Origin of the sequence: Asaia spathodeae NBRC 105894 (genome assembly GCF_025994195.1) — a bacterium.
In the GTDB taxonomy this organism is placed as follows: domain Bacteria; phylum Pseudomonadota; class Alphaproteobacteria; order Acetobacterales; family Acetobacteraceae; genus Asaia; species Asaia siamensis.
The window spans coordinates 111,317-133,556 of record NZ_BAPY01000002.1 but is presented as its reverse complement, the minus strand read 5'-3'; the positions used below and the strand labels follow the sequence as shown (position 1 = coordinate 133,556).

Annotated in this window: 18 protein-coding genes; 10 read left to right on the top strand and 8 right to left on the bottom strand. The window is 59.4% G+C overall.

Features of this window, described 5'->3' with window-relative positions; translation table 11 throughout:
- The first annotated feature begins 129 nt into the window (after positions 1 to 129).
- Together AA105894_RS02205 and AA105894_RS02200 are read left to right on the top strand one after the other, a co-directional pair.
- Entirely contained in the window at positions 130 to 2,292 is a 2,163-nt protein-coding gene (locus AA105894_RS02205) for an FUSC family protein (protein WP_267310295.1), read from the top strand.
- Between the two features lie 142 nt (positions 2,293 to 2,434).
- The gene (locus tag AA105894_RS02200; protein WP_267310294.1) at positions 2,435 to 3,394 is read left to right on the top strand and encodes a sugar phosphate isomerase/epimerase family protein; all 960 of its coding nucleotides are present in this window, start codon (positions 2,435 to 2,437) and stop codon (positions 3,392 to 3,394) included.
- Between the two features lie 99 nt (positions 3,395 to 3,493).
- Here the strand turns inward: AA105894_RS02200 and AA105894_RS02195 are convergent, their stop codons facing one another.
- Both AA105894_RS02195 and AA105894_RS02190 read right to left on the bottom strand, forming a co-directional pair.
- Positions 3,494 to 4,141 (bottom strand): class I SAM-dependent methyltransferase, encoded by a 648-nt coding sequence (locus AA105894_RS02195; protein ID WP_267310293.1) that lies wholly within the window; start codon positions 4,139 to 4,141, stop codon positions 3,494 to 3,496.
- A gap of 78 nt (positions 4,142 to 4,219) precedes the next feature.
- The gene (locus tag AA105894_RS02190; protein ID WP_267310292.1) at positions 4,220 to 4,846 is read right to left on the bottom strand and encodes a hypothetical protein; all 627 of its coding nucleotides are present in this window, start codon (positions 4,844 to 4,846) and stop codon (positions 4,220 to 4,222) included.
- Between the two features lie 110 nt (positions 4,847 to 4,956).
- Between AA105894_RS02190 and dapF the strand changes: the two genes are divergently transcribed.
- The 6 genes from dapF (at position 4,957) to AA105894_RS02160 (ending at position 13,929) form a co-directional block, all read left to right on the top strand.
- Positions 4,957 to 5,742: a diaminopimelate epimerase gene (gene dapF / locus AA105894_RS02185; protein WP_267310380.1), complete on the top strand. Its 786-nt coding sequence runs from the start codon at positions 4,957 to 4,959 to the stop codon at positions 5,740 to 5,742.
- Entirely contained in the window at positions 5,739 to 6,983 is a 1,245-nt protein-coding gene (mtaB, locus tag AA105894_RS02180) for a tRNA (N(6)-L-threonylcarbamoyladenosine(37)-C(2))-methylthiotransferase MtaB (RefSeq protein ID WP_267310291.1), read from the top strand. Before dapF ends, mtaB begins: the two co-directional genes overlap by 4 nt.
- Before the next feature lies 1 nt (position 6,984).
- Positions 6,985 to 7,932 carry a signal recognition particle-docking protein FtsY gene (ftsY, locus tag AA105894_RS02175; protein WP_267310290.1) on the top strand — a complete coding sequence of 316 codons (948 nt, stop codon included), beginning with the start codon at positions 6,985 to 6,987 and terminating at the stop codon, positions 7,930 to 7,932.
- A 428-nt stretch (positions 7,933 to 8,360) separates the two neighbouring features.
- The gene (locus AA105894_RS02170) at positions 8,361 to 11,108 is read left to right on the top strand and encodes a TonB-dependent receptor domain-containing protein (RefSeq protein WP_408860471.1); all 2,748 of its coding nucleotides are present in this window, start codon (positions 8,361 to 8,363) and stop codon (positions 11,106 to 11,108) included.
- Between the two features lie 320 nt (positions 11,109 to 11,428).
- Positions 11,429 to 12,202, top strand: a complete 774-nt coding sequence (locus AA105894_RS02165; RefSeq protein ID WP_267310288.1) for a hypothetical protein — start codon at positions 11,429 to 11,431, stop codon at positions 12,200 to 12,202.
- Complete coding sequence (locus AA105894_RS02160; RefSeq protein WP_267310287.1) at positions 12,199 to 13,929, top strand: ShlB/FhaC/HecB family hemolysin secretion/activation protein; 1,731 nt, start codon at positions 12,199 to 12,201, stop codon at positions 13,927 to 13,929. The genes AA105894_RS02165 and AA105894_RS02160 overlap by 4 nt, the downstream gene beginning before the upstream one ends.
- 17 nt (positions 13,930 to 13,946) lie before the next feature.
- Here AA105894_RS02160 and AA105894_RS02155 read toward each other — a convergent pair whose 3' ends face one another.
- The 3 genes from AA105894_RS02155 to gap all read right to left on the bottom strand — a co-directional run bounded on the left by AA105894_RS02155 (position 13,947) and on the right by gap (position 16,808).
- Complete coding sequence (locus AA105894_RS02155; RefSeq protein WP_267310286.1) at positions 13,947 to 14,384, bottom strand: hypothetical protein; 438 nt, start codon at positions 14,382 to 14,384, stop codon at positions 13,947 to 13,949.
- Positions 14,385 to 14,544: 160 nt separating this feature from the next.
- A complete protein-coding gene (locus AA105894_RS02150) occupies positions 14,545 to 15,762 on the bottom strand; it encodes a phosphoglycerate kinase (RefSeq protein ID WP_267310285.1) in 1,218 nt (405 codons plus the stop codon).
- A gap of 26 nt (positions 15,763 to 15,788) precedes the next feature.
- On the bottom strand, positions 15,789 to 16,808 hold the full coding sequence (gene gap / locus AA105894_RS02145; RefSeq protein ID WP_267310284.1) for a type I glyceraldehyde-3-phosphate dehydrogenase: 1,020 nt from the start codon (positions 16,806 to 16,808) through the stop codon (positions 15,789 to 15,791).
- Between the two features lie 171 nt (positions 16,809 to 16,979).
- Between gap and AA105894_RS02140 the strand changes: the two genes are divergently transcribed.
- The gene (locus tag AA105894_RS02140) at positions 16,980 to 17,465 is read left to right on the top strand and encodes a hypothetical protein (RefSeq protein WP_267310283.1); all 486 of its coding nucleotides are present in this window, start codon (positions 16,980 to 16,982) and stop codon (positions 17,463 to 17,465) included.
- A 107-nt stretch (positions 17,466 to 17,572) separates the two neighbouring features.
- Positions 17,573 to 18,490 carry a glucosamine inositolphosphorylceramide transferase family protein gene (locus AA105894_RS02135; RefSeq protein WP_267310282.1) on the top strand — a complete coding sequence of 306 codons (918 nt, stop codon included), beginning with the start codon at positions 17,573 to 17,575 and terminating at the stop codon, positions 18,488 to 18,490.
- Positions 18,491 to 18,506: 16 nt separating this feature from the next.
- Here AA105894_RS02135 and AA105894_RS02130 read toward each other — a convergent pair whose 3' ends face one another.
- The 3 genes from AA105894_RS02130 to AA105894_RS02120 form a co-directional block, all read right to left on the bottom strand.
- A complete protein-coding gene (locus AA105894_RS02130) occupies positions 18,507 to 19,415 on the bottom strand; it encodes an alpha/beta fold hydrolase (RefSeq protein WP_267310281.1) in 909 nt (302 codons plus the stop codon).
- 39 nt (positions 19,416 to 19,454) lie between these two features.
- On the bottom strand, positions 19,455 to 19,793 hold the full coding sequence (locus AA105894_RS02125) for a hypothetical protein (protein ID WP_267310280.1): 339 nt from the start codon (positions 19,791 to 19,793) through the stop codon (positions 19,455 to 19,457).
- Positions 19,794 to 20,722: 929 nt separating this feature from the next.
- On the bottom strand, positions 20,723 to 22,153 hold the full coding sequence (locus AA105894_RS02120; RefSeq protein ID WP_267310279.1) for a protein adenylyltransferase SelO: 1,431 nt from the start codon (positions 22,151 to 22,153) through the stop codon (positions 20,723 to 20,725).
- Positions 22,154 to 22,240: the final 87 nt, after the last annotated feature.

The following is a 22,240-nucleotide window of genomic DNA, read 5'->3' as shown; positions in this document are numbered from 1 at the left end:
AACGGCAGCGAGGCTGAAAACGCTTCTCTTCGAGATGTGACCCGATACTCACCCAATATATGGGAAAGCGCGCGCGATTTGAAGCGACTGCCTTCGTGCCAAGTCTAAATTTCGGGTAAGACGCCGGGCATGATCGCCGATTTCCTTGCCCGTCAGAACGACGCGCTTGCGCGCCTGCGGGGTCGCTCATGGCCTTTCAAATGGCTTTACGCCCCCAGCGGGAATGCGTTCGAGTTTGCCCTGCGCAACACGATCGCCTCGCTTGTCGCTCTGGGCATCGCCTTCTGGATGGAACTGGGCGAGCCGCAATGGGCGGCCATGACAGTATGGATCACGGCACAAGGCTCGCGTGGCGAGAGCCTTTCCAAGGGAAGATGGCGTCTGGTCGGCACGCTGCTCGGCATGATCGGCGCCGTGGTGCTGGTTTCGGCCTTTCCGCAGGCGCCCTGGCTGTTCATCCCGGCGCTTGCTCTCTGGGCAGGTATCTGCACGGGACTTGCGACGCTTTTGCAGAATTTTCGGGCCTATGCCTTCGTTCTGGCGGCCTATACCTGCGCCATCATCGCCACGGGTGCGCTCAGCGCCCCGGACCATGTGTTCGAAATCGCCATGGCGCGCGGCACCTATATCTTTCTGGGTGTGGTCTGCGAGATGGTGGCGGGCCTCGTCTTCTCCGCATCCCTCGCGGTCAAGGCGCGTCGCACCATGCGGGGCTGGCTGACAGAGGGTATTGGTGCCGCCTCTCTTGTGATCAGCGACGTGCTCGATGGTGCCGCGCCGCCTGAAAAAGCCATCCGCGCGGTGTTCAGTCGCACGCTCAAGCTCAATGAGCAGCTTGAATTCACGGTGGTCGAGGTGGGGCGAAGCGACCATGCGATAGCCTGCGCCTATGCCACGATCGGCATTCTCTCGAAAATCGTCTCGCGTGGTCTGGGCATGCAGGCGCGTCTCTCAACAACGCTCGTCGTTTCGGAAAAAGCCCGCTCTGCACTGCATGAGGTGGCAGGGTTCATCAAGAAGATTGCACAGCGTCTCGATAATGCGGATAGCGTTGTCGCTCTCAGGCAGGATCTGGCAGCCCTTCAGCTACGCTATGATGCTCTCTATCGACAGGCAGATACCAGTCCTGAAGGGGACGGCAGTTTTGCCCCTGACGACCGGATCATCCTGCATGGGTTGCGGCTCATTCTGGAAGAATACGAGACGCTTCTGATCTATTTTCAGGCCCATCCGGCCGAGGCCATTGCGCCATCGCGTTTCAGGCTGCGCCGCGTGATGCATCTCCATGCGGCTTTTCACAATGCGATGCGCTCGGCCACGGCGATCTGTCTGGCGGGCCTGGTCTGGGAGGTGACGGCATGGCCGCAGGGGGCCTCCTTCATCTCATTCATCGCGGTGGTTGTCGGGCGTTTTGCCACGACCGACAACACGGTTCTGGTCAGTAACCGCTTTTTTTACGGTGCCTGTCTGGCCGCTCTGGCGTCGATCCTGCCTGTATTCTTCCTGATTCCGACCGGGTCTGGCTTCGAGGCGCTGATTGTGGCCATAGCGCCGCTGATGTTCATCGGGGGGCTTGCCGCACGCAATCCGGCCACGGCTACGGCTGCGGGCGCCTATAATACATTTCTGCCAGCATTGATCGGCCTCGATAACCACAACCGCATGGATGAACTCACCTGGTTCAATTCCACGATTGCCCTGCTTCTCGGGCTCGGAGCAGGGGTGCTCGTCTTCCGCTGTATTCTGCCCTTCAACATTCATCAGGTCTGCATCCTGCTCAGGCGGCGCGCCCTGCATGGCTTGCAGCGAATCTGCGCACCCGGGCGCCGCATGCCAGCGGAAAACCGCTGGATCGGCCTGATCACGCAGGGCATGGAAAGGGTTATCCGCTATGCGGGCGCCAGTCTGACACCGTTTATGGAGCTCAATCTCCACGGCCTGCTTTCGGTCATGACATTGGGGCGCAATCTCCTGTTTCTGCGCCGCTTCGCCTTGCGTCCGGGCCTGCCCGCCGGTTTGTCGGCCATACTGGCCAGCTTCTTCAAGGGGCTTGGGCCGCATCTCCTGCGCAGCCCGACGATGGAAGAGGCAGCCTTTGCCGCAAGGCTCGAGACGGCCATTGCGACCCTTCGCGACAAGGCTGGTGCCGCCGATATTGCAGAACATCCGGCTTATTCGGAAGCGCTGGGCAGCCTGATGGTCGTGCAGCACGAATGGGCAAGCAATCAGTCCTGGCTGGATGACAGACATTTCCGCCATGCCCTGCAAGAAGCGCGCCTCCAGCAGGGCTGAAATGTGCTGGCCGTAACGCAATTATCACAGCCATATGATAGAAAAATAACGAATAAACGTTCCGATTCGGCGTTTTCCTGAGAATATAAATTCCGGCTCTGCCCGTGAGGCAGCCGGATTTCACAGGAATGGTGACCGCGTCATGAAGATCGGATTTGTTTCTGACAGTCTCGGGACTCTCTCTTTTGACCAGATGCTCGACCAGGCAGCCGCGCTTGGGGTTGAGGGCGTTGAAATCAATACGGGGGGCTGGTCACGGGCGCCCCATCTCGACCTGTCCCGGCTCAGGCAGAGCCCTGCCGCCCGCCGGGATTTCCTTCATGCTTTCGAAAGCCGCGGGCTTGAGGTCATTGCACTCAATGTGAACGGTAATCCGCTGCACCCCGTCGATCGCAGACAGGGTGAAGAGCTGCATGAGACCGTCAGACTGGCTGGCGATCTGGGCATCAGCAGAATCTGCACCATGTCGGGACTACCCGAGGGACAGGAGGGCGATCGTCTGCCCAACTGGGTGGTCAGTTCCTGGCCGCCTGAGGGGCAGATCGCCAAGGAATGGCAGTTCAGGGAGAGGCTTCTGCCGTATTGGGAGAAGCTGCTCGCCATGGCGCCGCAATGCGGCGTGACGCAGTTCGCGCTTGAGCTGCATGGGGGGCAATGGGCCTATAACGTGCCGAATTTTCTGCGTCTGCGCGAAGCGCTTGGCCCGATGATCGGCGCCAATCTCGATCCTTCGCACATGTTCTGGATGGGCGCAGACCCGATCGCTGCAATCGACGCGCTCGGTGACGGGATCTTTCATGTTCATGCGAAGGATGCCGGGTTCAACGAGGCGCGGCGCGGCGTAACTTCAAATCTCGAAAACGGACCGCTGGGCCACCCTGCCGACCGGGCCTGGTCATATCTCACGCTCGGTTATGGCCATGATGCGCTCTGGTGGCGGCAATTCTGCTACCGACTGCGCATGGTCGGTTATGATGGATGGCTTTCCATCGAACACGAAGATCCGCTTCTCGACCCGGTCGAGGGGTTAAGCAAATCTGTCGCCTTACTTCGCGAGGTCCTGCCCGTCGCTGTGGGCGGTTTCAATCAGGCTGAGTGCTGACCGGCTTCCGATGCGAGCGGGTGAAGATGCCACCCGCTCGTTTGATCCCGGACACAGCAGAGTAGACGGGTCGGGCGCTGCGAACGGTCCCTTTTGCGGTCAGGCGGCCAGCTTCTTGCGGGCAATGACAGCGTGCACCGTGTCGTTCCATGCCGTCAAATCCTCAGGCGGTACGACCTCACCGGTGTCGATATCGCCAAAGCCTGCGCGGTCAAGCAGAAGCGTGATCAGCCGCGTGCGGTCAGCGGCATCGAGTGCCTGCCAGAGCGCAACCGCTTTCTGCGGAATGAAATTATCGGAGAAGGTGATGATGACGGGCGCGCCGGGGCGAAGAAGGCGGTTGAGTTCCTCCAGCACGGCCAGCGGATCGGTGAGATAGGCGAAGCCGTCACACAGGCAGATGGCATCGAGCGAGTCATCGGGAAGGTCGATCTGCGGCGTTTCGTTGAGATCCTGTTCGATGCGCTGTGTCAGAGCCGTATTGCTGTCGAGAGCGGCCTTGTTCACATCAAGACCGATCACGGATTCATGGCTGGCTTCCGGCGGAATATGGCTGAGCGCGCCCGCCATGAGGTCAAGAATGAGCCCGGAGGCAGGCAGCGTGGTCTGGTAAAGCGCGGTCACGGCGGTGCGGGCACCGACATCCATCTGGCTCGAGTCGCTTCTGCCAGCGTAGAATAGACGATCGGGGTCGCTATTGGCGCGGGTAAAGGCCGCAGGATGCAGCCCCGAAGGAGTGTCAGCCATTGATGGTGTCCTGTCCGTCTCAACGAGGGGTGAGGGAGGGATGCAACTGCCTCGCCTCGTCGTCAAGTCAGGCGAGGATCAGAGCGCAGCCCCGTGCCACTCGAAGGGCCCGTTGGAAATGCCGGCAACGCGGGCATGAGTATCCGCCGGAATGGCCTGCTGACGCAGAAGCGGCAGCAGAATCTCGCTTACTTTCCGGTAAGGCGCCCGGTGGCTGGGGGCGGTCAGGATGACGTCGTTCAGGCCCAGCTTGCGGTAATCATTCAGGCGAAGCGCGATTTCCTGCGGTGTGCCGATCAGGGCTGAGGCGGCGATCTGCGACGGCAGTCCTTCTGCGATCAGTGTTTCTGCGTCTTCCCAGGCTTCTTCCGTGTTTTCGCTGAGAACAATATCAAGAGCGACAACCGAACGGGCCGGATGATCGGCGATCTGCGATGGCAGGCAATGTTCGTAAAGCGCCATGGTCTCGGCAACGCTGCCATCGGGGCGCAGGCGCTCAATTCCGGTGTTGGTCCTGCACAGAAGGTTGTGACGCATGGCACCAAGGCGCAGCCAGTCGAGGTCAGCCTGATCGACGAGCAGGTTCGACCCGGGCGGGACCTGTGACAGGCAGGCTTCGATCTCCTCTCGACCCATACCCAGACACGACCAGATCAGACGCAGATGGCGTGAAGCGGCGGGGGTGTCATAGGGCGCAATGAACATGGATCTCGAATTCCTGCGTCTTTTCGATAGACGCATCGGCATGAAATTTTACGGGAGAAAACCGGAGGTTTCCCGTGCCGCAGAGGCGCGGACCCTCTATAACAACGGGCATGATGATCCGGTTCCATAAGATGCAGGGCCTCGGTAATGACTTCGTCATCATCGACAGGCGCCACGGGCCTTTCGAGGCAACATTACATACTATGTCGCAGATCTGTGACAGGCGCTTCGGCGTAGGCTGCGATCAACTCGTGTTGCTCGATCCCCCCGATCTCGAGGGCGCCGATGTGAAGGTACGGTTTTTCAATCCCGACGGTTCCGAGGCCGGCGCCTGCGGCAATGCCTCACGCTGTGTGGCTGCCCTGGTCGGTGGCGCACCGGTGCTTCAGACCCGTGCCGGTCTGCTGCCGAGTTTCGTGACGGCAGAGGGCGAGATCGGTGTGGATATGGGGCGCCCCGTGCTCGACTGGCAGCATGTGCCGCTGGCACGGGAGATGGAAACACTCGAGCTGCCGCTGCCCGGCGGCCCGGCGGCCTGCTCCATGGGCAACCCCCATGCGACGTTCTTCGACGGCGTGGAGCGCGCCGGGCGCGATGGCGCCGCCCTTGAGCGTGATCCGCTTTTTCCCGAGCGGGCCAATATCGGTTGTGTCGATATCCTGTCGCGAAACGCCATCACGCTACGCGTCTGGGAACGTGGGGCCGGGCTGACCCTCGCCTGCGGGTCCGGGGCCTGTGCGGCAGTCGTCAATGGCGTGCGTCGCGGTCTGCTCGACCGGCAGTGCAAGGTGACCATGGATGGCGGCAGCCTGCATATCCATTGGCGGGAGTCAGACGATCATGTGCTGATGATCGGCCCCGCCACCCATGTTTTCGAAGGTCAGTTCTCCGTATGAGCGGTGCGAAGCTTCTGACCTTCGGCTGTCGTCTCAACCTGCATGAAAGCGAACGCATGCAGGCCCTGACCGGGCATCTGGACGATGTGGTGGTGGTCAATACCTGCGCCGTCACGACAAGTGCAGAGCGCCAGGCGCGTCAGGCTATTAGACGCGCGCATCGTGAAGACCCTTCTCGCCGTATCGTGGTGACCGGCTGCGCTGCCCAGATTGCACCGCAGAACTGGCGCAGCCTGCCGGGTGTGGCTCAGGTGATGGGTAATGCCGAAAAGCTCGATGCGGCAAGCTGGTCGGAGCACGCCCTCAAACAGGAAAGCAGGGTTGCCGATATTCTCTCGGCCCCGCCTGCGCCGGCATCGCCCGTTGCCGAGGCCGGTGGCCATGTGCGGGCGCTGCTTCAGGTGCAGCAGGGCTGCGATCATCGCTGCACTTTCTGTATCATTCCCTATGGACGCGGCGCGTCGCGCTCGGTGCCGGTTGCCGATGTCATCGCGCGTGCGCGCCAGCTGGTCGCGGCAGGACATCATGAGATCGTCCTGACAGGGGTGGATATCGCTTCATGGGGACGTGACCTCGATGGCACGCCCGCGCTGGGCACGCTTTGTCGTGCCGTGCTTGAGGCCGTGCCCGATCTGCCACGCCTGCGCCTGTCCTCTCTCGATCCGGCTTCCGTCGATCGTGACCTGTGGTTCCTTCTGGCTGAAGAGCCGCGCTTTCTGCCTCATCTGCATCTGTCGCTGCAGGCGGCAAGTGACATGGTGCTCAAGCGCATGAAGCGGCGGCATTCTGTACGCGATGCGGCCGCTCTGATCGAAAAAGCGCGGGTGTTGCGCCCCGATATCGCGATCGGAGCCGACCTGATTGCCGGTTTCCCTACCGAGACCGAGGCTCAGGCGCAGGAGACGCTCGATTTCGTCACGCGTCACAAACTGCCTTACCTGCATGTCTTTCCCTATAGTGAACGCCCTGGTACGCCAGCCGCGCGCATGCCGAGCGTTCCAAACGCGCAGCGTCAGGCGCGGGCTGCGGCCCTGCGTGAGGCGGGAGAGGCCAATCGCCTTGCTTACTGGCAGGGCATGGTCGGGCGTGATCTCGATGTTCTGATGGAAGGTGCAGAGCGTGGGCACTCGGCCCATTTCGTGCCGGTGCGCCTCTCCAAAGGGCAGGCCGAACGTGGCACGCGTCTTGCGTTGAGGGCTCATACCCTTGACGAAGCCGGGCTGGTAGCAGAGATCAACTGACATGGCTGGATTTTTCTCACGTCTCAAACAGGGGCTGACGCGTTCGACGCAGAAGCTCAATGCGGCTCTTACCCATCGCTATCTCGACGAGACGGCGCTGGAGGAACTCGAAGACGAGCTGATTGCTGCCGATCTGGGCCCTGCTGTGGCAGGGCGCGTGATCGAGGAGTTTCGTAACTCGCGCTTCGGGCGCAATGTCACGACCGAGGAAATCCAGGAAGCGCTGGCGACCGAAATTGCCCGGGTGCTCGAGCCCGTGGCTCAGCCTTTCGAACTCAAGACCGAACACAAGCCGCATGTCGTGCTGGTTGTGGGCGTCAATGGCGTGGGCAAGACCACGACAATCGGCAAGATGGCCAAGTGGTTCCGCGATCAGGGGCGTTCGGTCATGATGGTGGCGGGCGATACCTTCCGTGCTGCTGCTGTCGAGCAATTGCAGGTCTGGGGTGAGCGTACGGGCGCGCCTGTTATCGCTGGCAAGCCGGGCGGCGATGCGGCAGGGCTTGCCTATGAAGGCATCAAGCAGGCTCGCGAGTCTGGCACAGACCTGCTTTTCGTCGATACGGCCGGGCGTCTGCACAACAAGGGCGCTCTCATGGAAGAGCTCGCCAAGATCATCCGCGTGATGAAGAAATTCGACGAGACGGCACCCCATTCGGTCCTGCTGGTGCTCGATGCCACCACAGGGCAGAACGCCATGGAGCAGGTGCGTGTCTTCCGCGAACTCGTCAATGTAACAGGGCTCATCGTGACAAAGCTCGATGGCTCGGCCCGTGGTGGCATTGTGGTGGCCCTGGCTGATGCCTTCAAGCTGCCGGTGCATCTGGTTGGCGTTGGCGAGCAGGTTGAGGATCTGCGACCGTTCTCGGCGCAGGACTATGCGCGCGGGCTGGTGGGCGGTTCAGGGGCTGATCTGACCAGTCATCTGGTCGAGGATTCATCGGACTGACTTACTGGAATCCGGCAGATAGCCCTGCTCACGTCAGGGATTTGAAAGGCGTCAGAATCGGTTTCTGGCGCCTTTTCAGTTTCTGGAAAATGAAGGGTGTTCTGCAGCTCTGAGGCGGGCGGAAGCCGCATGAACGGCGTATGGTTTTTTGTTACAGAAGTCAGAAATCGTGTCTTTTACGCAACGAGAAAACGCCGCGGAAGAAGGTCAATGGCGACAAATTAACGAAAATACGTTGTTTCAAAATAGTTTTAAAGTTCGATACATTTCAGACATATTTCGTCGCACATTCTTCGCCGTCGTTATGTCAGCGTTACGTTTCGATTGATTGTCGTTACGTATGGAGCGTGTGACCTATGGCGTTGAGCCTGCGCAGATCTTTCCTTTTGACATTTACGGCAGTAGCCGGGCTTTCGACTTCCGCCGCTATGGCAGCAACCGTTCCGGTTGATGCGACAGCGACCAAGAAGAAGACGCTGGTCAAGACCAAACCGGCTGCAGCCAAAGCCGAGACGATCATGGTTACAGGCTCGTATCTGCGCAGCTCGAACAACAGTTCGGCCAATCCTGTGCAGATCGTCACGGCAAAACAGATCCAGCAGACTTCCGCCACGTCGCTTGGCGATTACCTGCAGCGCCTGCCTTCCGTTGGATCATCGGGCACGCCAAACCAGCAGACCAATGGCGGCGGCGGCGTGAGCTGCACCGATATCCGTAATTTCGGCTCCAAGCGCGTGCTCATCCTGATTGACGGCAAGCGCACGGCGATCAACGCGGCCACGTCCTGCGTCGATCTGAATACGATCCCCATTGAGGAAATCGCCAGCGTCGAAATGCTCAAGGATGGCGGCTCCGAGCTTTACGGTGCTGATGCCGTGTCCGGCGTCATCAATATCAAGCTTCGTCATGATGTGACCAAGGCGACCATCACCATGCGTGGCGGTATCTCGCAGTATGGCGATGCCAAGACGGGCCTGCTCTCGGCCATGAAGGGCTTCAATTTCGATCACGGCAAAGGCAACGTCACCCTTTTCGGCCAGTACAATACGTCTGGTGGCATCATGAGCCAGGACCGCGCCTGGGCGGCCAATCCGCAGCAGACCAATCCCGTCAGCGGCACGCCGGTTTATGGCTCGTCGATTGTGCCTGCAGGTCGTGTGACCAATCCGATAACGGGCGCAAACCTCGTCTCCAATGGCGACGGCACGTTTCATCGCTACAGCAACGCTGATCGCTATAATTTTGCCAAAGACACGATGGTGCAGAATTATAATCAGAACTCGGCACTGTCCGGCGATGCGCATTACGACGTCGACAGCCATTTCAAGCCATATGCCAACGTGCGCTACAGCCATACGACCACGGCACGTCAGATGGCAGCTTCGCCGGTATCGGGCGGTATCAAGCCTTCGCCCCTGCTCTCTTCATGGACCATCCCTGCAGGTAGCCCCTATAATATCTGGGGCAAGGATGCGGTCATGTCGCGTCGTATGAACGACCTCGGCCCGCGCAAGATGGACTATGCGACTGATACCTGGACCGTTATTGGCGGCGCCAAGGGCAAGATCTGGCGTGGATGGGAATATGACGCGTCCATGACCTATGGTCAGAGCCGCTGGACTGCCAACACGCAGAATATGGGCAATTATCGTCATCTGTTGCAGATGACCGGTGTGCGACAGCTTGACCCGACAAACCCGGGCAGCGCGATCGTTTATGATCCGACGGTCTGCACCAGCCAGCCCGGTTGTGTGTTGTCCAACCCGCTTGCACCGCTCTCGCCCGAGGCCGCAGCCTACGGGAAGTTTACGCAGCACGATCACGCAGAGTATCAGCTGCGCGATTTCAACCTGCGCATCAATAACAGTGAACTCGTAAAGATGCCCTACGAGCATGGTGGCAAGGTCGGTATTGCCTTTGGCATGGAGCATCGCAGCGAACAGCTGAGCAGCAAGCCCGATCCTATCGTGGTGAGCGGTGATTCGACGGGCAATGCCTCGAGCTATAGTGGCGGCGGCTTCAACGTGAATGAAGTCTATGCCGAAGGGCAGATTCCGCTGCTTCAGAACGCCTTCCTGGCAAAGGATCTGACAATTGACGGTCAGGGCCGCTGGTCTGACTACAATACCTTCGGGTCCACCAAGAACTGGAAAGTGTCGATCAACTGGGCTCCGGTGCGCGATATCCGCTTCCGCGCCACGTTGGGCACGTCATATCGTCAACCCAACGTCTATGAGCTTTATGGCGGTCAGAGCCTTGGCTACCCGTCGGCGTACGATCCTTGCAGCGCGGTTTCGAGCTATGGCGCACAAGCGGCTGCGGTGCAGGCACGTTGTGCTGGGGAAGGCATCAATACGGCAAGTTTCGTGCCCCAGAACACCGGACAGGTGCCGACGATCTCTGGCGGCAATGCCAAATTGCAGCCCGAAAGCGGTCGCACCTACACGATCGGCACAGTCGTAACGCCGCGCTGGGTGCCGGGTCTCTCAGCTTCTGTGACCTATTGGCATTACTCGCTGAACAATACGATTGGCACACTGGGCACACAGTATATTCTTGATCAGTGCTATACTGGTGCAGATACGAGCAATTGCAGTGCGATTGCGGCCCGCTCATCGTCACAGCAGCTCACTTCGGTCAATGCTTTTTATCAGAACCTCGGCGGAATTCGTACGAGCGGTATTGATTTCGACCTCGACTATCACATGCGTCTGACGGCACATGACTCGCTGAATGTTTCCAACAACATGCAGCAGCTCGTCAGCTATCTGCAGCAGAACGTCCCGAATGGCCAATGGTACAACTACACTGGTCGTCTGTTCTATGCTGGTGGCAGCGGTCAGCCGCGCGTGAGCGATTATGCGCAGGCAACCTGGCAACACGACGACTTCAGCTTTACCTATATGATGCGTTATATCGGCGGCATGGTGTGGAATAATGGCGTGACAGATCTGACGGCAAAGACGTCTGGCCAGTACAAGACGCCTGGAATTTTCACCCATGATATTACGCTGGGCTATCGCCTAAACCGCTGGAACTTTGAAGCAGGCGTGAGCAATCTGTTCGACAAAAAGCCTCCTTTCGTTATGGACGCGTCGACGAACACCAACATCTATCAGTATGGCAGCCTGATCGTCGGCCGCTATGCCTTTGTGCAGGCTGGTGTGAGCTTCTGATCGATCTGATTTCTGTAAAGCGAGGCACTCTGTTTTGGGCGCCTCGACCTGCCTGAGGTGTTGCTGGTGCCAGGCGCAAGCGGACGCGGTGCCCGATTTTTTATTGATGCCTTTGTCAGGCGGGCAATAGATATCGAGACTCTGATCATTCTCGGGCAGGTCAGCGATCAGAAAGGGCTCCTCTCGCAGGGGCCCTTTTTTTCAGTGGCGTGAAATTCGAGCTCATCTTCCCTCAATGAAGAGGGAAGATATGCAGGAACGAAGTGTGTTGTTCACGTTTTAGTGATAGGCCGATCCGGCGTTTCTCCGTTCGGGATATCATGACCTGTCTTTCGCAATCACGCCTCGCTGCGTCTGGCCGCTGTTTTCTGCCGCTGGTCAGCGCTCTGCCCTTTCTCACGGCGTTGCCGTGCCATGCCCAGCAAACCCAGAGCGCGCAATCTGCGGGTGGTTTTGCGCCAGGCGCGCGTGCGTCGGCTTCAGCCAATGCGACGCTCGATAGTGTGGTGGGCAACCGCCCGTCTCCTGTCAAAAAAGCCCTCGGGCTGGGTGGCAGCGTCTATCGTGTCACCCCGCAAGCCGTCGTGATTGGCCCCGATGGGCGCGCGGTTTCAGGCGGGTGTCCGGCACCTTCTACCGTGACGACAGGGCAGTTCGTCGCAGGCGGCGCTCCTGCCGAACCCGCGCTAAGCGGGAGTGCCGGTGCCGGAACAGGTGCGACCAAAAGCGAAACGGTCATGATCGGTGTGAGTGACCAGCGCCCTGCTGGCGCAGCCGGGGCAGGGGCCTCACCCGTCCTGCGCCCTGCGGCCACGATGAATGCGTCTTTCGGGCCTTCAGGCGTTTATGTGCTGCCTGTTCCCTGCCGGGTCAGCGGAACAGACAAGCGTGCCATGATTCATGACGCGGCTGCGACACTGGCTTCTGCCGGTGGCAATGCCTTCGCATTGGCAGGCAATCGCGATGGAATGCGAGAAGCCAATCAGGTCACGCCACTGAAGGATGGGGATATCGAACTGACGGTCGGACAGCCCGACCATGCCGAGCCAAGCCTGACCTCGGGCGCCTCAGATGGCGGCAGCAAAGCGCAATGAAACGTTTTCTCTTTTGCCTTGCTCTGGCGTTCTGGCCTCTTTGTGCGACGGCGCAATCACTCATCAAACCCGGCGCTGGCAGCGGTATGGCTGCGCTACCCGATCGGGTTGCTCCGGCGGTGAAAACACCCGGACTGGCGCCAAAAGCCCTGAAATCGACAGCGCAGGTGCTGCCGCTTCTGCGCGCTGTCGTGTTTCAACCTGCAGGCACGATCGCAAGCCAGACGGAGTTACGCGCGCTGAGCACAGAAGGACTTCCTCTGCTTGCCGACCCCGCTTTTACCCGGATCATCATGCCGTTTATCGGCCATGCCCTGAGTTTTGGTGAGATGCAGATACTGGTCGATCGGGTGGTCGGCTATTACCGCATGAAGGGCCACGCCTTTGTGACGGTCAGTGTGCCGCCCCAGCGCGTGCACCAGGGTGTGTTGCATCTGGATGTGCTGGAATATCGGGTGGGGACGATCCATGTCGTGGGCAATCGCTGGTTTTCGGCGCGCACCATCCGCAACCAGAGCGGCCTGGCGCCGGGGCAGACATTGTCGCTCGACTCGCTGCAAACCGATCTGAGCTGGCTCAACACCAACCCGTTTCGGACCGTTGATATGGTCTATCGCCCCGGTCAGACATCCGGTCTTACCGATGTCGATCTGAAAGTGGCCGATCGCCTGCCTCTCTATGTTTATGGCGCCTATAACAACCAGCTCGATCCGACACTGGGGCGTCTCAACTGGGATCTCGGCGTATCATGGGGCAATGGCTTCAATCTGGGGCATATCCTCACCTATCAGTTGCAGCGCAGCGTTTCAGGGCGCTTCACAGGGCATAATGCCAGTTGGGAAATACCCCTGACATCACGTGACGCGTTGCTGATCTACGGCAGTTATTCGGTTTCCTATCCCGTTGCCGATCAGCCCCTCACCAATAAAGGCGTGTCAGGTCAGGCCTCGCTGCGCTGGTTACATATGCTGCCGCACTGGGCATTGGGCGCGCAATTCGGGCTTGATGGTACCGTGCAGGCCGGGTTCGACTGGAAATCGACCATTTCGGATCAGTTCAGCGCCGCGGTGCCGTTCATTCTGGCCAATGCCGAGACCAATCAGTTTGTGCTCGGTTTTATCGGGTCTCTGCAGGACCCGTGGGGGAAGACCGAGATCAATAACCAGATCGTCTACGGCCCTCCGGGTATCTCGGCCTATAACAAACGCGGCTGGTATGAGACGATCTTTCCCAACGCCAAGCCGAACTATGTCTATGACCGCCTGATGCTCAATCGTGCGCTTTCCTTGCCCGGCAAGTTCAAGGCAAACAGCAAATTGTCGTGGCAGGGTGCGACCCATAACCTGCTCTATAGCGAGCAGCTCATGATTGGCGGCATGGGCACGGTAAGGGGCTATTACGTCAATACGTCCTTCGGGAGTCGTGCCTTCACCTTCAGCGAAGAAATCACGACGCCGGGTTTCTCACTGGGCAAGACGCTGGGTTTCGGTGCCCTAGAGGACAGCAATACAGCCGGAGCATTCTGGGACTGGGGCGATAATTCTCAGGTTCACCCTGCCGGAATTGGCCCGCGTGTCGTGACGCTGGCAAGTGTGGGGGCTGATCTGAACAGCAAGATCAACAGGGCACTCAACGTGACAGTCGATGCGGGCTGGCGCCTGAGACGTGCAGCGAGCCGTGGGAGCCGCGGGGTATTCTGCGACTTCAATCTGATCGCGGGGTTCTGAAAAAGCGTTTCGACGGATCAGTTCATCGGGATGGCAAGGGCGACACCTGCTGCCATCGACCCATGGCCACGCCTCTGGTCATTGGCTCCAGCACCGCCAGCGAGCGCATCGCCAACCTGATGGTGGTTGCGCTGGAAGAAATCAGCTCGCAGGCGCGCATCGTCATCGCTGTTGCGCGAAGAGGGGGCTTCCAGCTCGTCATCGGGCAAGGGTGCCTGACTGAAACCGTCCTTGCTTGCAGCAATGGGGGCTTTCACGGTCAGAGAGGCCTGACGGATAAGGGGTTCCTCGGCAGTAGTCGGCTCCAAGGAAAAGGAAGAGGCTGTATTTAGCCCAGAGTTGACCGGGCTGGTGTGCCGGATAGCTGTATTACGGGTTGATGGGCTGTTGTCAGCAGCCTGTGCAGTATTCAGACCAATACTGGCAAGAACAGCAAGGACAAGGCAGGCGCGCAAGGAAGCGTTCCTTTTTCCGGTTCAAGTGGAATTTCAGCAAGAACCGGAACTGTTGCCGGCTTCGAATACTGTATCCATTCGGGAAAAAGGAATGCAACCCTGACGAGCCGATTGTATCACGCAGATACGAAACGTGATGCAACCGGCTCGTCTGATCGGCTCAGATCGGGAAGGCGTTATGCGCGGCGTCGGTCAGGACCGCGATGCCGGGCAGAAGCTTGCCTTCGAGCCATTCGAGGAAAGCGCCGCCTGCGGTCGAGACATAGCTCATCTTGTCGGCAGCATCGGCGTGACGCAGGGCAGAGACCGTGTCACCACCGCCAGCAATGGTCTTGAGCTTGCCAGCCTTGGTGAGGGCTGCGGCCTTCTGGGCAACGGCAACCGTCGCCTTGTCGAAGGGCTTGATCTCGAAGGCGCCCAGCGGGCCGTTCCAGACCAGGGTTTTCAGACCTTCGAGCTTGGCTTCGATCAGGGCGACCGTCTTCGGGCCAGCATCGAGAATCATGGCATCATCAGGTACCTGATGAATGTCGCAGACTTCCGAAGGGGCACCTTCACGGAACTCGCGCGCGATCACCGCATCGACCGGCAGGATGATTTCGCACTTGCCGTCATTGGCCTGGGCGAGAATTTTGCGTGCTGTCTCGTGCATGTCGGCTTCCTGCAGCGACTTGCCGACAGAAACGCCCTGGGCGGCCAGGAAGGTGTTGGCCATGGCGCCGCCGATGAACAGCACATCAACCTTGCCCAGCACGTTGCCGATGAGATCGAGCTTGGTCGAGATCTTCGCGCCACCGATCAGTGCACCGACCGGGCGTTCCGGCAGTTCGAGAGCTGCTGTCAGCGCGTTCAGCTCGGCTTCCATCAGACGGCCGGCAAAGGCAGGCAGATGATGGGCCAGGCCTTCGGTCGAGGCATGGGCGCGATGGGCCGCAGAGAAGGCGTCATTCACATAGACGTCGCCAAGTTTGGCGAGCATGTCGGTGAAAGCCGGGTCGTTCTTCTCTTCACCAGCGTGAAAGCGCGTATTTTCAAGGACGCAGATCTCGCCGTCCTTGAGCTTGGCGACCGCCTCTTCCGCCTTGGGGCCGACGCAGTCGGAGACGAAATAGACCTTGTGCTGGATTTTCGATTCCAGCATTTCGGCGACTGGGGCGAGCGACATGCTGGGCACGACCTGACCCTTGGGGCGGTCGAAATGGCTCAGAATGATCACGCGTGCGCCCTTGTCGGCGAGTTCGCAGATCGTGGGAATGACGCGATCGATACGCGTCGTGTCCGTGATGGCGCCATCACGAACCGGCACATTGAGGTCAGCGCGCAGAAGAACGCGCTTACCCTCAGGAGACAGGTCGTCGAGCGTATGGAAGCTGGCCATGCTCTTTTCTCCCGTTCTTGGTTTTCTTAGAGGCTGCCGAACAGGGCTGCCGTGTCGGACATGCGGTTCGAGAAGCCCCATTCATTGTCGTACCAGGCGCAGACGCGCACCAGCTTGCCGCCATTGATGACCGCGGTCTGGGTGGCATCGAAGGTGGACGACGCATAGGAATGGTTGAAATCGGTGCTGACCAGCGGCGCTTCGTTGTAGTCGAGCACGCCCTTCAGTTCGCCTGCAGCAGCAGCGCGCAGGGCGTCATTGACAGCCTGGGCCGAAGCGGGAGCGCGAGCCGGGATGAAGTCGAGCGAAACGACCGAGACATTCGGCGTCGGCACGCGGATGGAGGTGCCATCCAGACGGCCCTTGAGGTGCGGCAGAACCAGACCGATGGCCTTGGCGGCGCCCGTCGAGGTCGGGATCATGTTCAGCGCAGCAGCGCGGGCGCGGCGCGGGTCGCGGTGATGCGTGTCGACCGTGCGCTGGTCACCCGTATAGGAGTGGATCGTGACCATGTAGCCGCAATCGATGCCGAAGGCCTCGTCAAGCACCTTGGCGACAGGCGCCAGACAGTTGGTGGTGCAGGATGCGTTGGAAATGACCGTCATGTCCTTCGTCAGCATCGCGTTGTTCACGCCATAGACGATGGTGGCATCGACATCGGTGCCCGGTGCAGAGATCAGAACCTTGCGGGCGCCAGCGGTGATCAGAGCCGAAGCCTTCTCCTTGCTGGTGAACAGACCCGTGCATTCCATGGCGACATCGACGCCTTCGAACGGCACCTTGGTGGGGTCACGTTCGGCAGACACGCGGATCGGCCCGTAGGTGCGGCCATTGGCTTCGATGATCAGGTTGTTGCCATCGACGCGTACCGTGCCCGGGAAACGGCCATGAACGCTGTCATAAGCCAGCAGATGGGCGTTTTCTTCAACTGAGCCGAGGTCGTTGATGGCGACCGGCACAACATCCGTACGTCCGCTTTCGATGATACCGCGCAGCACCAGACGTCCGATACGTCCAAAACCGTTGATTGCGATTTTCACAGCCATTGTAGTCTCCCGGCCAGTAGGCGGTTTCGTTATAAGAGGTGAAACCATAGCACCCTTGGAAGACGAGACGAGGGGGGGCGCTCAAAAAACTTACCGATATTTTCGTGAAAACTGGTCTTTCTGTTCCCGCTCTCTTGCTTGTGTCCGCTCTACCTGCAAGTTCTCAAGGTCATGACGATGACGAATGCTACAAATTGTGGTTTCCTGAAGTTTCGCTTTCTGACCGGTATCAGCCTATGCCTGATTTCCGGGGTGCTAGCGGCCTGTACGCCGCCTGACCAGCGCCTGTTCAACCCCGATGCAGGCAAGCCCCCCAAGCCGCATTATCCGCCTGCGCCGCCCTCAAAGCCGCCGCCAGCGCCCTTTCTGCAGATCGTCGCGGGAACGCCAAAGGAGCAATGGGCGCCTGCTGTCGATCGCAGCGTCAAGCTTGCCCTCTCACGCAGGCCGACCATCATGTTTGTCGTCTCTGTGCTGTCTCCTGAAGCAGGCAGCCCCGCCGCGCAGGTCAAGGCGCTGGAAACACTTTCCGAACAGGACGGCAAGGCTGTGGCAGAGCAAATCGTGGCTTCCGGCGCGCCGGTCAATCAGGTGCAGATCGACGCCAGAACCGATACGTCCTCTCCAAAAGGGCGAATCCGCATCGATCTGCGCTGAATGGCGCTGCGGCATCGATCATTCCGGGCGAAGTCTGTCGCGTGGCCTGTTTTGGAAAGCGCGGGGAGATGGTAATCCCTGCGCCGTCTTGAACGGGGGAGGGCATCATGAGCTTGCGCAAGGATATCTGGCGAACGGGCATTCTCGAGGCGCCTCTGGCCAGCCTGCTGAGGCAGCCGGACTGGTCGCAGATTCCGTGCCATTTCCTGCCTGATATGCCGCGTGCCTTCCAGTTTCGTGCCGACCCGTTTGGTGTCTGGCACGAGGACAGGTTGCATGTTTTTCTCGAGATCTACGACTATCGCAACCGTATCGGCGAGATTGAACTGTTCGTTTATGACCGGGCATGGCGCCTGATCAGAAACGAGATCGTATTGCGCGAGCCCTGGCATCTGTCCTACCCGCAAATCATCGAGGCCGAAGGCGCGTTCTGGATGCTGCCCGAGGCGCATCGTTCGGGCACGCAGACCCTCTATCGCGCCGAGCGCTTTCCCGATCAGTGGGTCCCGGCCTGTCAGATCGATCTGGGGGGCGAGATCGCGGTCGATGCCACGCTCTGTTTTCGCGACAATTTGTGGTGGCTGATCTACACCCCGGTCGAGGCGGCCAAAAAGGCACCGAGCCGTCTTCATCTGGCCTATGCGGAAACCCTCAGCGGCCCATGGACTCGCCACAGACAGAACCCGGTCCGTCTCGACCCTTCGAGCGCCCGGGCGGGTGGAACACCGGTCGAGATCGACGGCAAACTCATGTTGCCAGTGCAGGATTGCGCTCACACCTATGGCGGTGCCGTGCGCCCGCTCTGGTTCGATGTCCTGACGCCCGAGCGGGTCGTGACCCATACGGGTCCGGCCTTGCCAATAGCGCCCCGCTTCGCCCCTTTCACCGAAGGCATGCATACGCTTTCGGCGGTGGGAGATGTCACTCTCTTCGATATCAAGAAAACCGTTCTGTCCCCTCATGGCCTCGTGATCGAGGCCGGAAGGGAAATCCGCAAAGCGCGCAGGCGCCTCGGGTTCACCTGACACTTCCGGCTGCTTCTCAGCGATTGGGCCTGAGAGCAGCCTCTACAGCACGGTTGAATTTCTCCGGCTGGTCAATCATGATGAAATGATAGCTGTCATCGATACGCGTGAAGTGCACCTGAGCTGTCCCGGTATAGCTCGTGCGATAAACCGTATCGATTGCGGTGGCAGGAACACCGAAAACAGGGTCATAGGCATAGATGACGGTGACGGGAGCCGTGATTTTCGAAAGTGCCGGTCGCAGGTCGGTTGTCATGTCGTCATAGAGGGCGTTGGCAATCGTTTTCCTGTCGGATTTCAACCCGGCCTCCACCAGAGCCGGACGTGCCGAGGCAGTCTTGACCATGCTGGCGATTGTCTGTTGCTGACTCGCTCTGCGCTGGCTTTCGGGTGTCTCCTGCAACAGCGCCTGCCTTAGTGCTGTTGCATGCGGCAATGCCGTCTCGCGTGTCGCCATTGGGTTGAAAACAAGTGGATAGAATGGCAGCGCGTCGACGACGATGACGGCGCCCACATCATCGGGCGTTTCACTGGCCACCATGAGAGCCAGTTCGCCGCCGATCGAATGTCCTATCACTGTTGGCCTATGCAGATGCGCTGTCTCGATATAGCGCGACAGGGCCGTCGCAACCGGCTGCATGACCTGCTCTGGAGCCTCTTTCTGTACGGGCTCCCCTGCAAATCCGGCAATCTGCACCAGATGCAGCCGGTAATGCGCCTTGAGCTTGGTAGCGAGGTCACTCCAGACGGAGCGCGGCGAGGCAAGGCCCGGTATCAGAATAACGTCCGGCCCATTGCCCTCAACCACTACGGAGAAAGGCTGTGCAATCGTCTGTATTGCCGTGTCTTCTGCGGCTTGCGAGAGCGTGGGCGCAAAAGCGAGGGAAGCTACCAGCAAGGCCGGAAGGAAAAATCTCGGGTTCATGAATACTGCTTGTTGCAAGGGTGACGAGAACGGATAGTCTCAGCGGCCAGTCAGGAATTCCACCACACGACGCCAGAAACGGGCCTCGGCCACGATGAGGCGTGCGACAAATGGTGGGACGCCCTGATCTTCAAGAAAGCGTGGGTCGCATTGGCGACCGAAGAGCACACGTAAAAGCGCAATCAGTGCGGCGCCTTCGCAGACAAGAACGAGGCTGGCACCTAACGCACGCAGCCAGCCTGTACGACCCGCCAGTCCGGATGACACATCCGGCAGAGTGGCTTGCGCCAGCCATAGCGCCGAGCCTCCCAGCGATAGGCTGCGTATCACCCCCTGTCGCAGCGAACGTGGACGATAGCACCAGAAGAAACTGGCCAAGAGCGAGCCAACCCATAAACAGACAAGCCCCGGTCATGCCATCTGTGGAGGCGATGCTGGAATTATTCGCGAAAACCAGAGGAAAAGGAAGAAGTAGGATGATAATCCGTAAAGATAGCACCAGTTCTCACGAATAGATGGTATCGTTGGAGCGCTCCATTTCAATGGCGCATCATACGGAACGAAGCGATTTTGGCGACTGCCCGGGCGTTCAAAGCAACGTGAATTTTGTCTGTAAGCGAGATGTTTTTCTTCAGGGCTTCCAGAGGATGCCATCATTCTTCAGGGACGTGTCTTTTGAGAAAGGCACAACTCGCAACGAACTCCACAGAGAACAGTCTCGGCTTCAAGTCACGAAAGACAGGGCGTCAAGCGTCAGAACAGGTGCGCCAGCTCATTGATTCATCAATTTAAAGGCTGCTGATAGCGCTACCTCGTAATCCGAAGAAAAGGGCGCGGCGAGCACTGATGCCAGGCCGTTTTCGATATCCACAAGCAACGAGCGCTCCGCCTGGTCAGCGAAAAGTCGATCGTCGCCCCACTGATTTCTCTCCCAGTTGCATGAGAGCTATTCGAATAAAACAAGCGCTTCATCATCAGATAAAGCCAGAGAGATGCCCCTTTCTGTTTTCTGCACGCTGTTCATGAGACTTCCTTTGCAGGTGATTAGGTCAGAATTCTCTTCGACCCGACATCTTGGGTTCTTTGCTGGATGCGTTATCCTGATTGGAGTGCCAGAACCTCTTTCACCGTCCCGGGAAAATCTACCGCGATCCTCTTATTCCGCTAAGGAGTGTTGTATCCCGGCAGAAGCCTCGGTTCAAAGCTTTCTGAGTTCTCCTGTCTGCTTTCCAGCGCCCGGATCTCGCCTCATCGTGCAGGCAGGAAAGCTCTGGGTTTGATGCTGGAATCTTCGAATGGGGCCGACTTTACGTTCCGCAGAAAGTCGCATGGACGATCTGCTCCGGTGACGGGGGTTGTTCGTAGGCGTCGTCGCTTTCAAATGGGTGGCGCAGACGTTGCAGAAGGGCTTCGAAAACCGAGAAATCGCCTGTTTCGGCTGCTGCGATGGCTTCGGCCACGCGGTGATTACGGGCGATCACGGCAGGGTTGTTCTGCTGCATCTGAGCATCCTGCTCTTTTCTCGAGGCAGGCTCGGACGCGCGTCGTGCTTCCCAATCGGTTCTCCAGCGTTCAAGCGCTTCGGAAGCTGGGCCATCTGTCAGAGGTTCGTTTCTGGTGAGACGACGGAAGGTGAGCGTCCAGTCCAGTGCCTCGTTTTCCATCAACTGTAGCAAGGCGTCGATCAGCGCCTTATCCTGAATGCCTTCTATGGTCAGGCCCAGCTTGGAGCGCATCCGGGCCAGCCAGGCGTGTTCGTAAAGGCTCTGGAAGCGACCGAGTGCGTCCTGTGCCCAGGCGAGGGCACGTTCTTCATCCGGGTCGAAAAATGGCAGCAATGTCTCTGCCAGACGGGCGAGGTTCCACCCGGCCAGACGCGGCTGATTGCCATAGGCATAGCGTCCGTTGCGATCGATGGAGCTGAATACCTTGTCATGACGATAGACATCGAGAAAGGCGCAGGGGCCATAATCGATGGTTTCGCCTGACAGCGCCATGTTGTCCGTATTCATCACGCCATGCACGAATCCGACGCTCATCCAATCCGCGACGAGCCGGGCCTGTCTGGCGACGACCGTCTCATAAAGCGCGCGAACGGGATTTTCGGCTTCACGGGCTGCTGGGTCATGGCGGTCTATGGCGAGATCGCAGAGGAAAGCCAGAGCCTCACGGTTCTCGCGCGCGGCGAAATACTGGAATGTGCCAACGCGCAGATGGCTCGAGGCGATGCGCGTCAGAATGGCGCCGGGCTGCGGCTTGTCACGCCAGATCGTCTCGCCGGTCGTAACGGCTGCAAGTGCGCGTGTGGTGGGCACGCCAAGCGCTGCCATCGCCTCGCTCACCAGATATTCGCGCAGAACCGGGCCAAGCGCCGCCAGTCCGTCCCCCCGACGGGAAAAGGGGGTCGGCCCCGAGCCCTTGAGCTGCATATCGCGAACCTGGCCCTGATCGTCAGTTACAATACCAAGAAGATGGGCGCGCCCGTCACCGAGCTGCGGCACGAACTGGCCGAATTGATGACCGGCATAAGCCTGTGCAACCGCAGGCACCCCGTCGATGCGCGCCTGACCGCTCAGCAGCGAGACGCCTTCGCGGGATTTGAGCCATTCGGCTGAAAAACCGAGTGTTTCTGCCAAGAGCTCATTCAGGGCGACGAGGCGCGGTGTGGCGAAAGAGGCAGGGTCCGCCTCGACTGCCATGGAGGCCGGAAAAGGCGCGCGGCGGAGAGGGAGATGCATGATACCTCGGGAGTGCAGGCCAACAGGGCGGTCAGAGGACCGGATATGCCCTCGTGTGAGTCAGAGATAACGCCCGTCTGCGCAGGC

What these genes read in the sequence shown, in the direction of transcription:
- AA105894_RS02205 (WP_267310295.1), top strand. Translation starts at nt 130, where the DNA reads ATGATCGCCGATTTCCTTGCCCGTCAGAACGACGCGCTTGCGCGCCTG.
- AA105894_RS02200 (WP_267310294.1), top strand. Translation starts at nt 2,435, where the DNA reads ATGAAGATCGGATTTGTTTCTGACAGTCTCGGGACTCTCTCTTTTGAC.
- AA105894_RS02195 (WP_267310293.1), bottom strand. Translation starts at nt 4,141, where the DNA reads ATGGCTGACACTCCTTCGGGGCTGCATCCTGCGGCCTTTACCCGCGCC.
- AA105894_RS02190 (WP_267310292.1), bottom strand. Translation starts at nt 4,846, where the DNA reads ATGTTCATTGCGCCCTATGACACCCCCGCCGCTTCACGCCATCTGCGT.
- dapF (WP_267310380.1), top strand. Translation starts at nt 4,957, where the DNA reads ATGATGATCCGGTTCCATAAGATGCAGGGCCTCGGTAATGACTTCGTC.
- mtaB (WP_267310291.1), top strand. Translation starts at nt 5,739, where the DNA reads ATGAGCGGTGCGAAGCTTCTGACCTTCGGCTGTCGTCTCAACCTGCAT.
- ftsY (WP_267310290.1), top strand. Translation starts at nt 6,985, where the DNA reads ATGGCTGGATTTTTCTCACGTCTCAAACAGGGGCTGACGCGTTCGACG.
- AA105894_RS02170 (WP_408860471.1), top strand. Translation starts at nt 8,361, where the DNA reads ATGGCAGCAACCGTTCCGGTTGATGCGACAGCGACCAAGAAGAAGACG.
- AA105894_RS02165 (WP_267310288.1), top strand. Translation starts at nt 11,429, where the DNA reads ATGACCTGTCTTTCGCAATCACGCCTCGCTGCGTCTGGCCGCTGTTTT.
- AA105894_RS02160 (WP_267310287.1), top strand. Translation starts at nt 12,199, where the DNA reads ATGAAACGTTTTCTCTTTTGCCTTGCTCTGGCGTTCTGGCCTCTTTGT.
- AA105894_RS02150 (WP_267310285.1), bottom strand. Translation starts at nt 15,762, where the DNA reads ATGGCCAGCTTCCATACGCTCGACGACCTGTCTCCTGAGGGTAAGCGC.
- gap (WP_267310284.1), bottom strand. Translation starts at nt 16,808, where the DNA reads ATGGCTGTGAAAATCGCAATCAACGGTTTTGGACGTATCGGACGTCTG.
- AA105894_RS02140 (WP_267310283.1), top strand. Translation starts at nt 16,980, where the DNA reads ATGACGATGACGAATGCTACAAATTGTGGTTTCCTGAAGTTTCGCTTT.
- AA105894_RS02135 (WP_267310282.1), top strand. Translation starts at nt 17,573, where the DNA reads ATGAGCTTGCGCAAGGATATCTGGCGAACGGGCATTCTCGAGGCGCCT.
- AA105894_RS02130 (WP_267310281.1), bottom strand. Translation starts at nt 19,415, where the DNA reads ATGAACCCGAGATTTTTCCTTCCGGCCTTGCTGGTAGCTTCCCTCGCT.
- AA105894_RS02120 (WP_267310279.1), bottom strand. Translation starts at nt 22,153, where the DNA reads ATGCATCTCCCTCTCCGCCGCGCGCCTTTTCCGGCCTCCATGGCAGTC.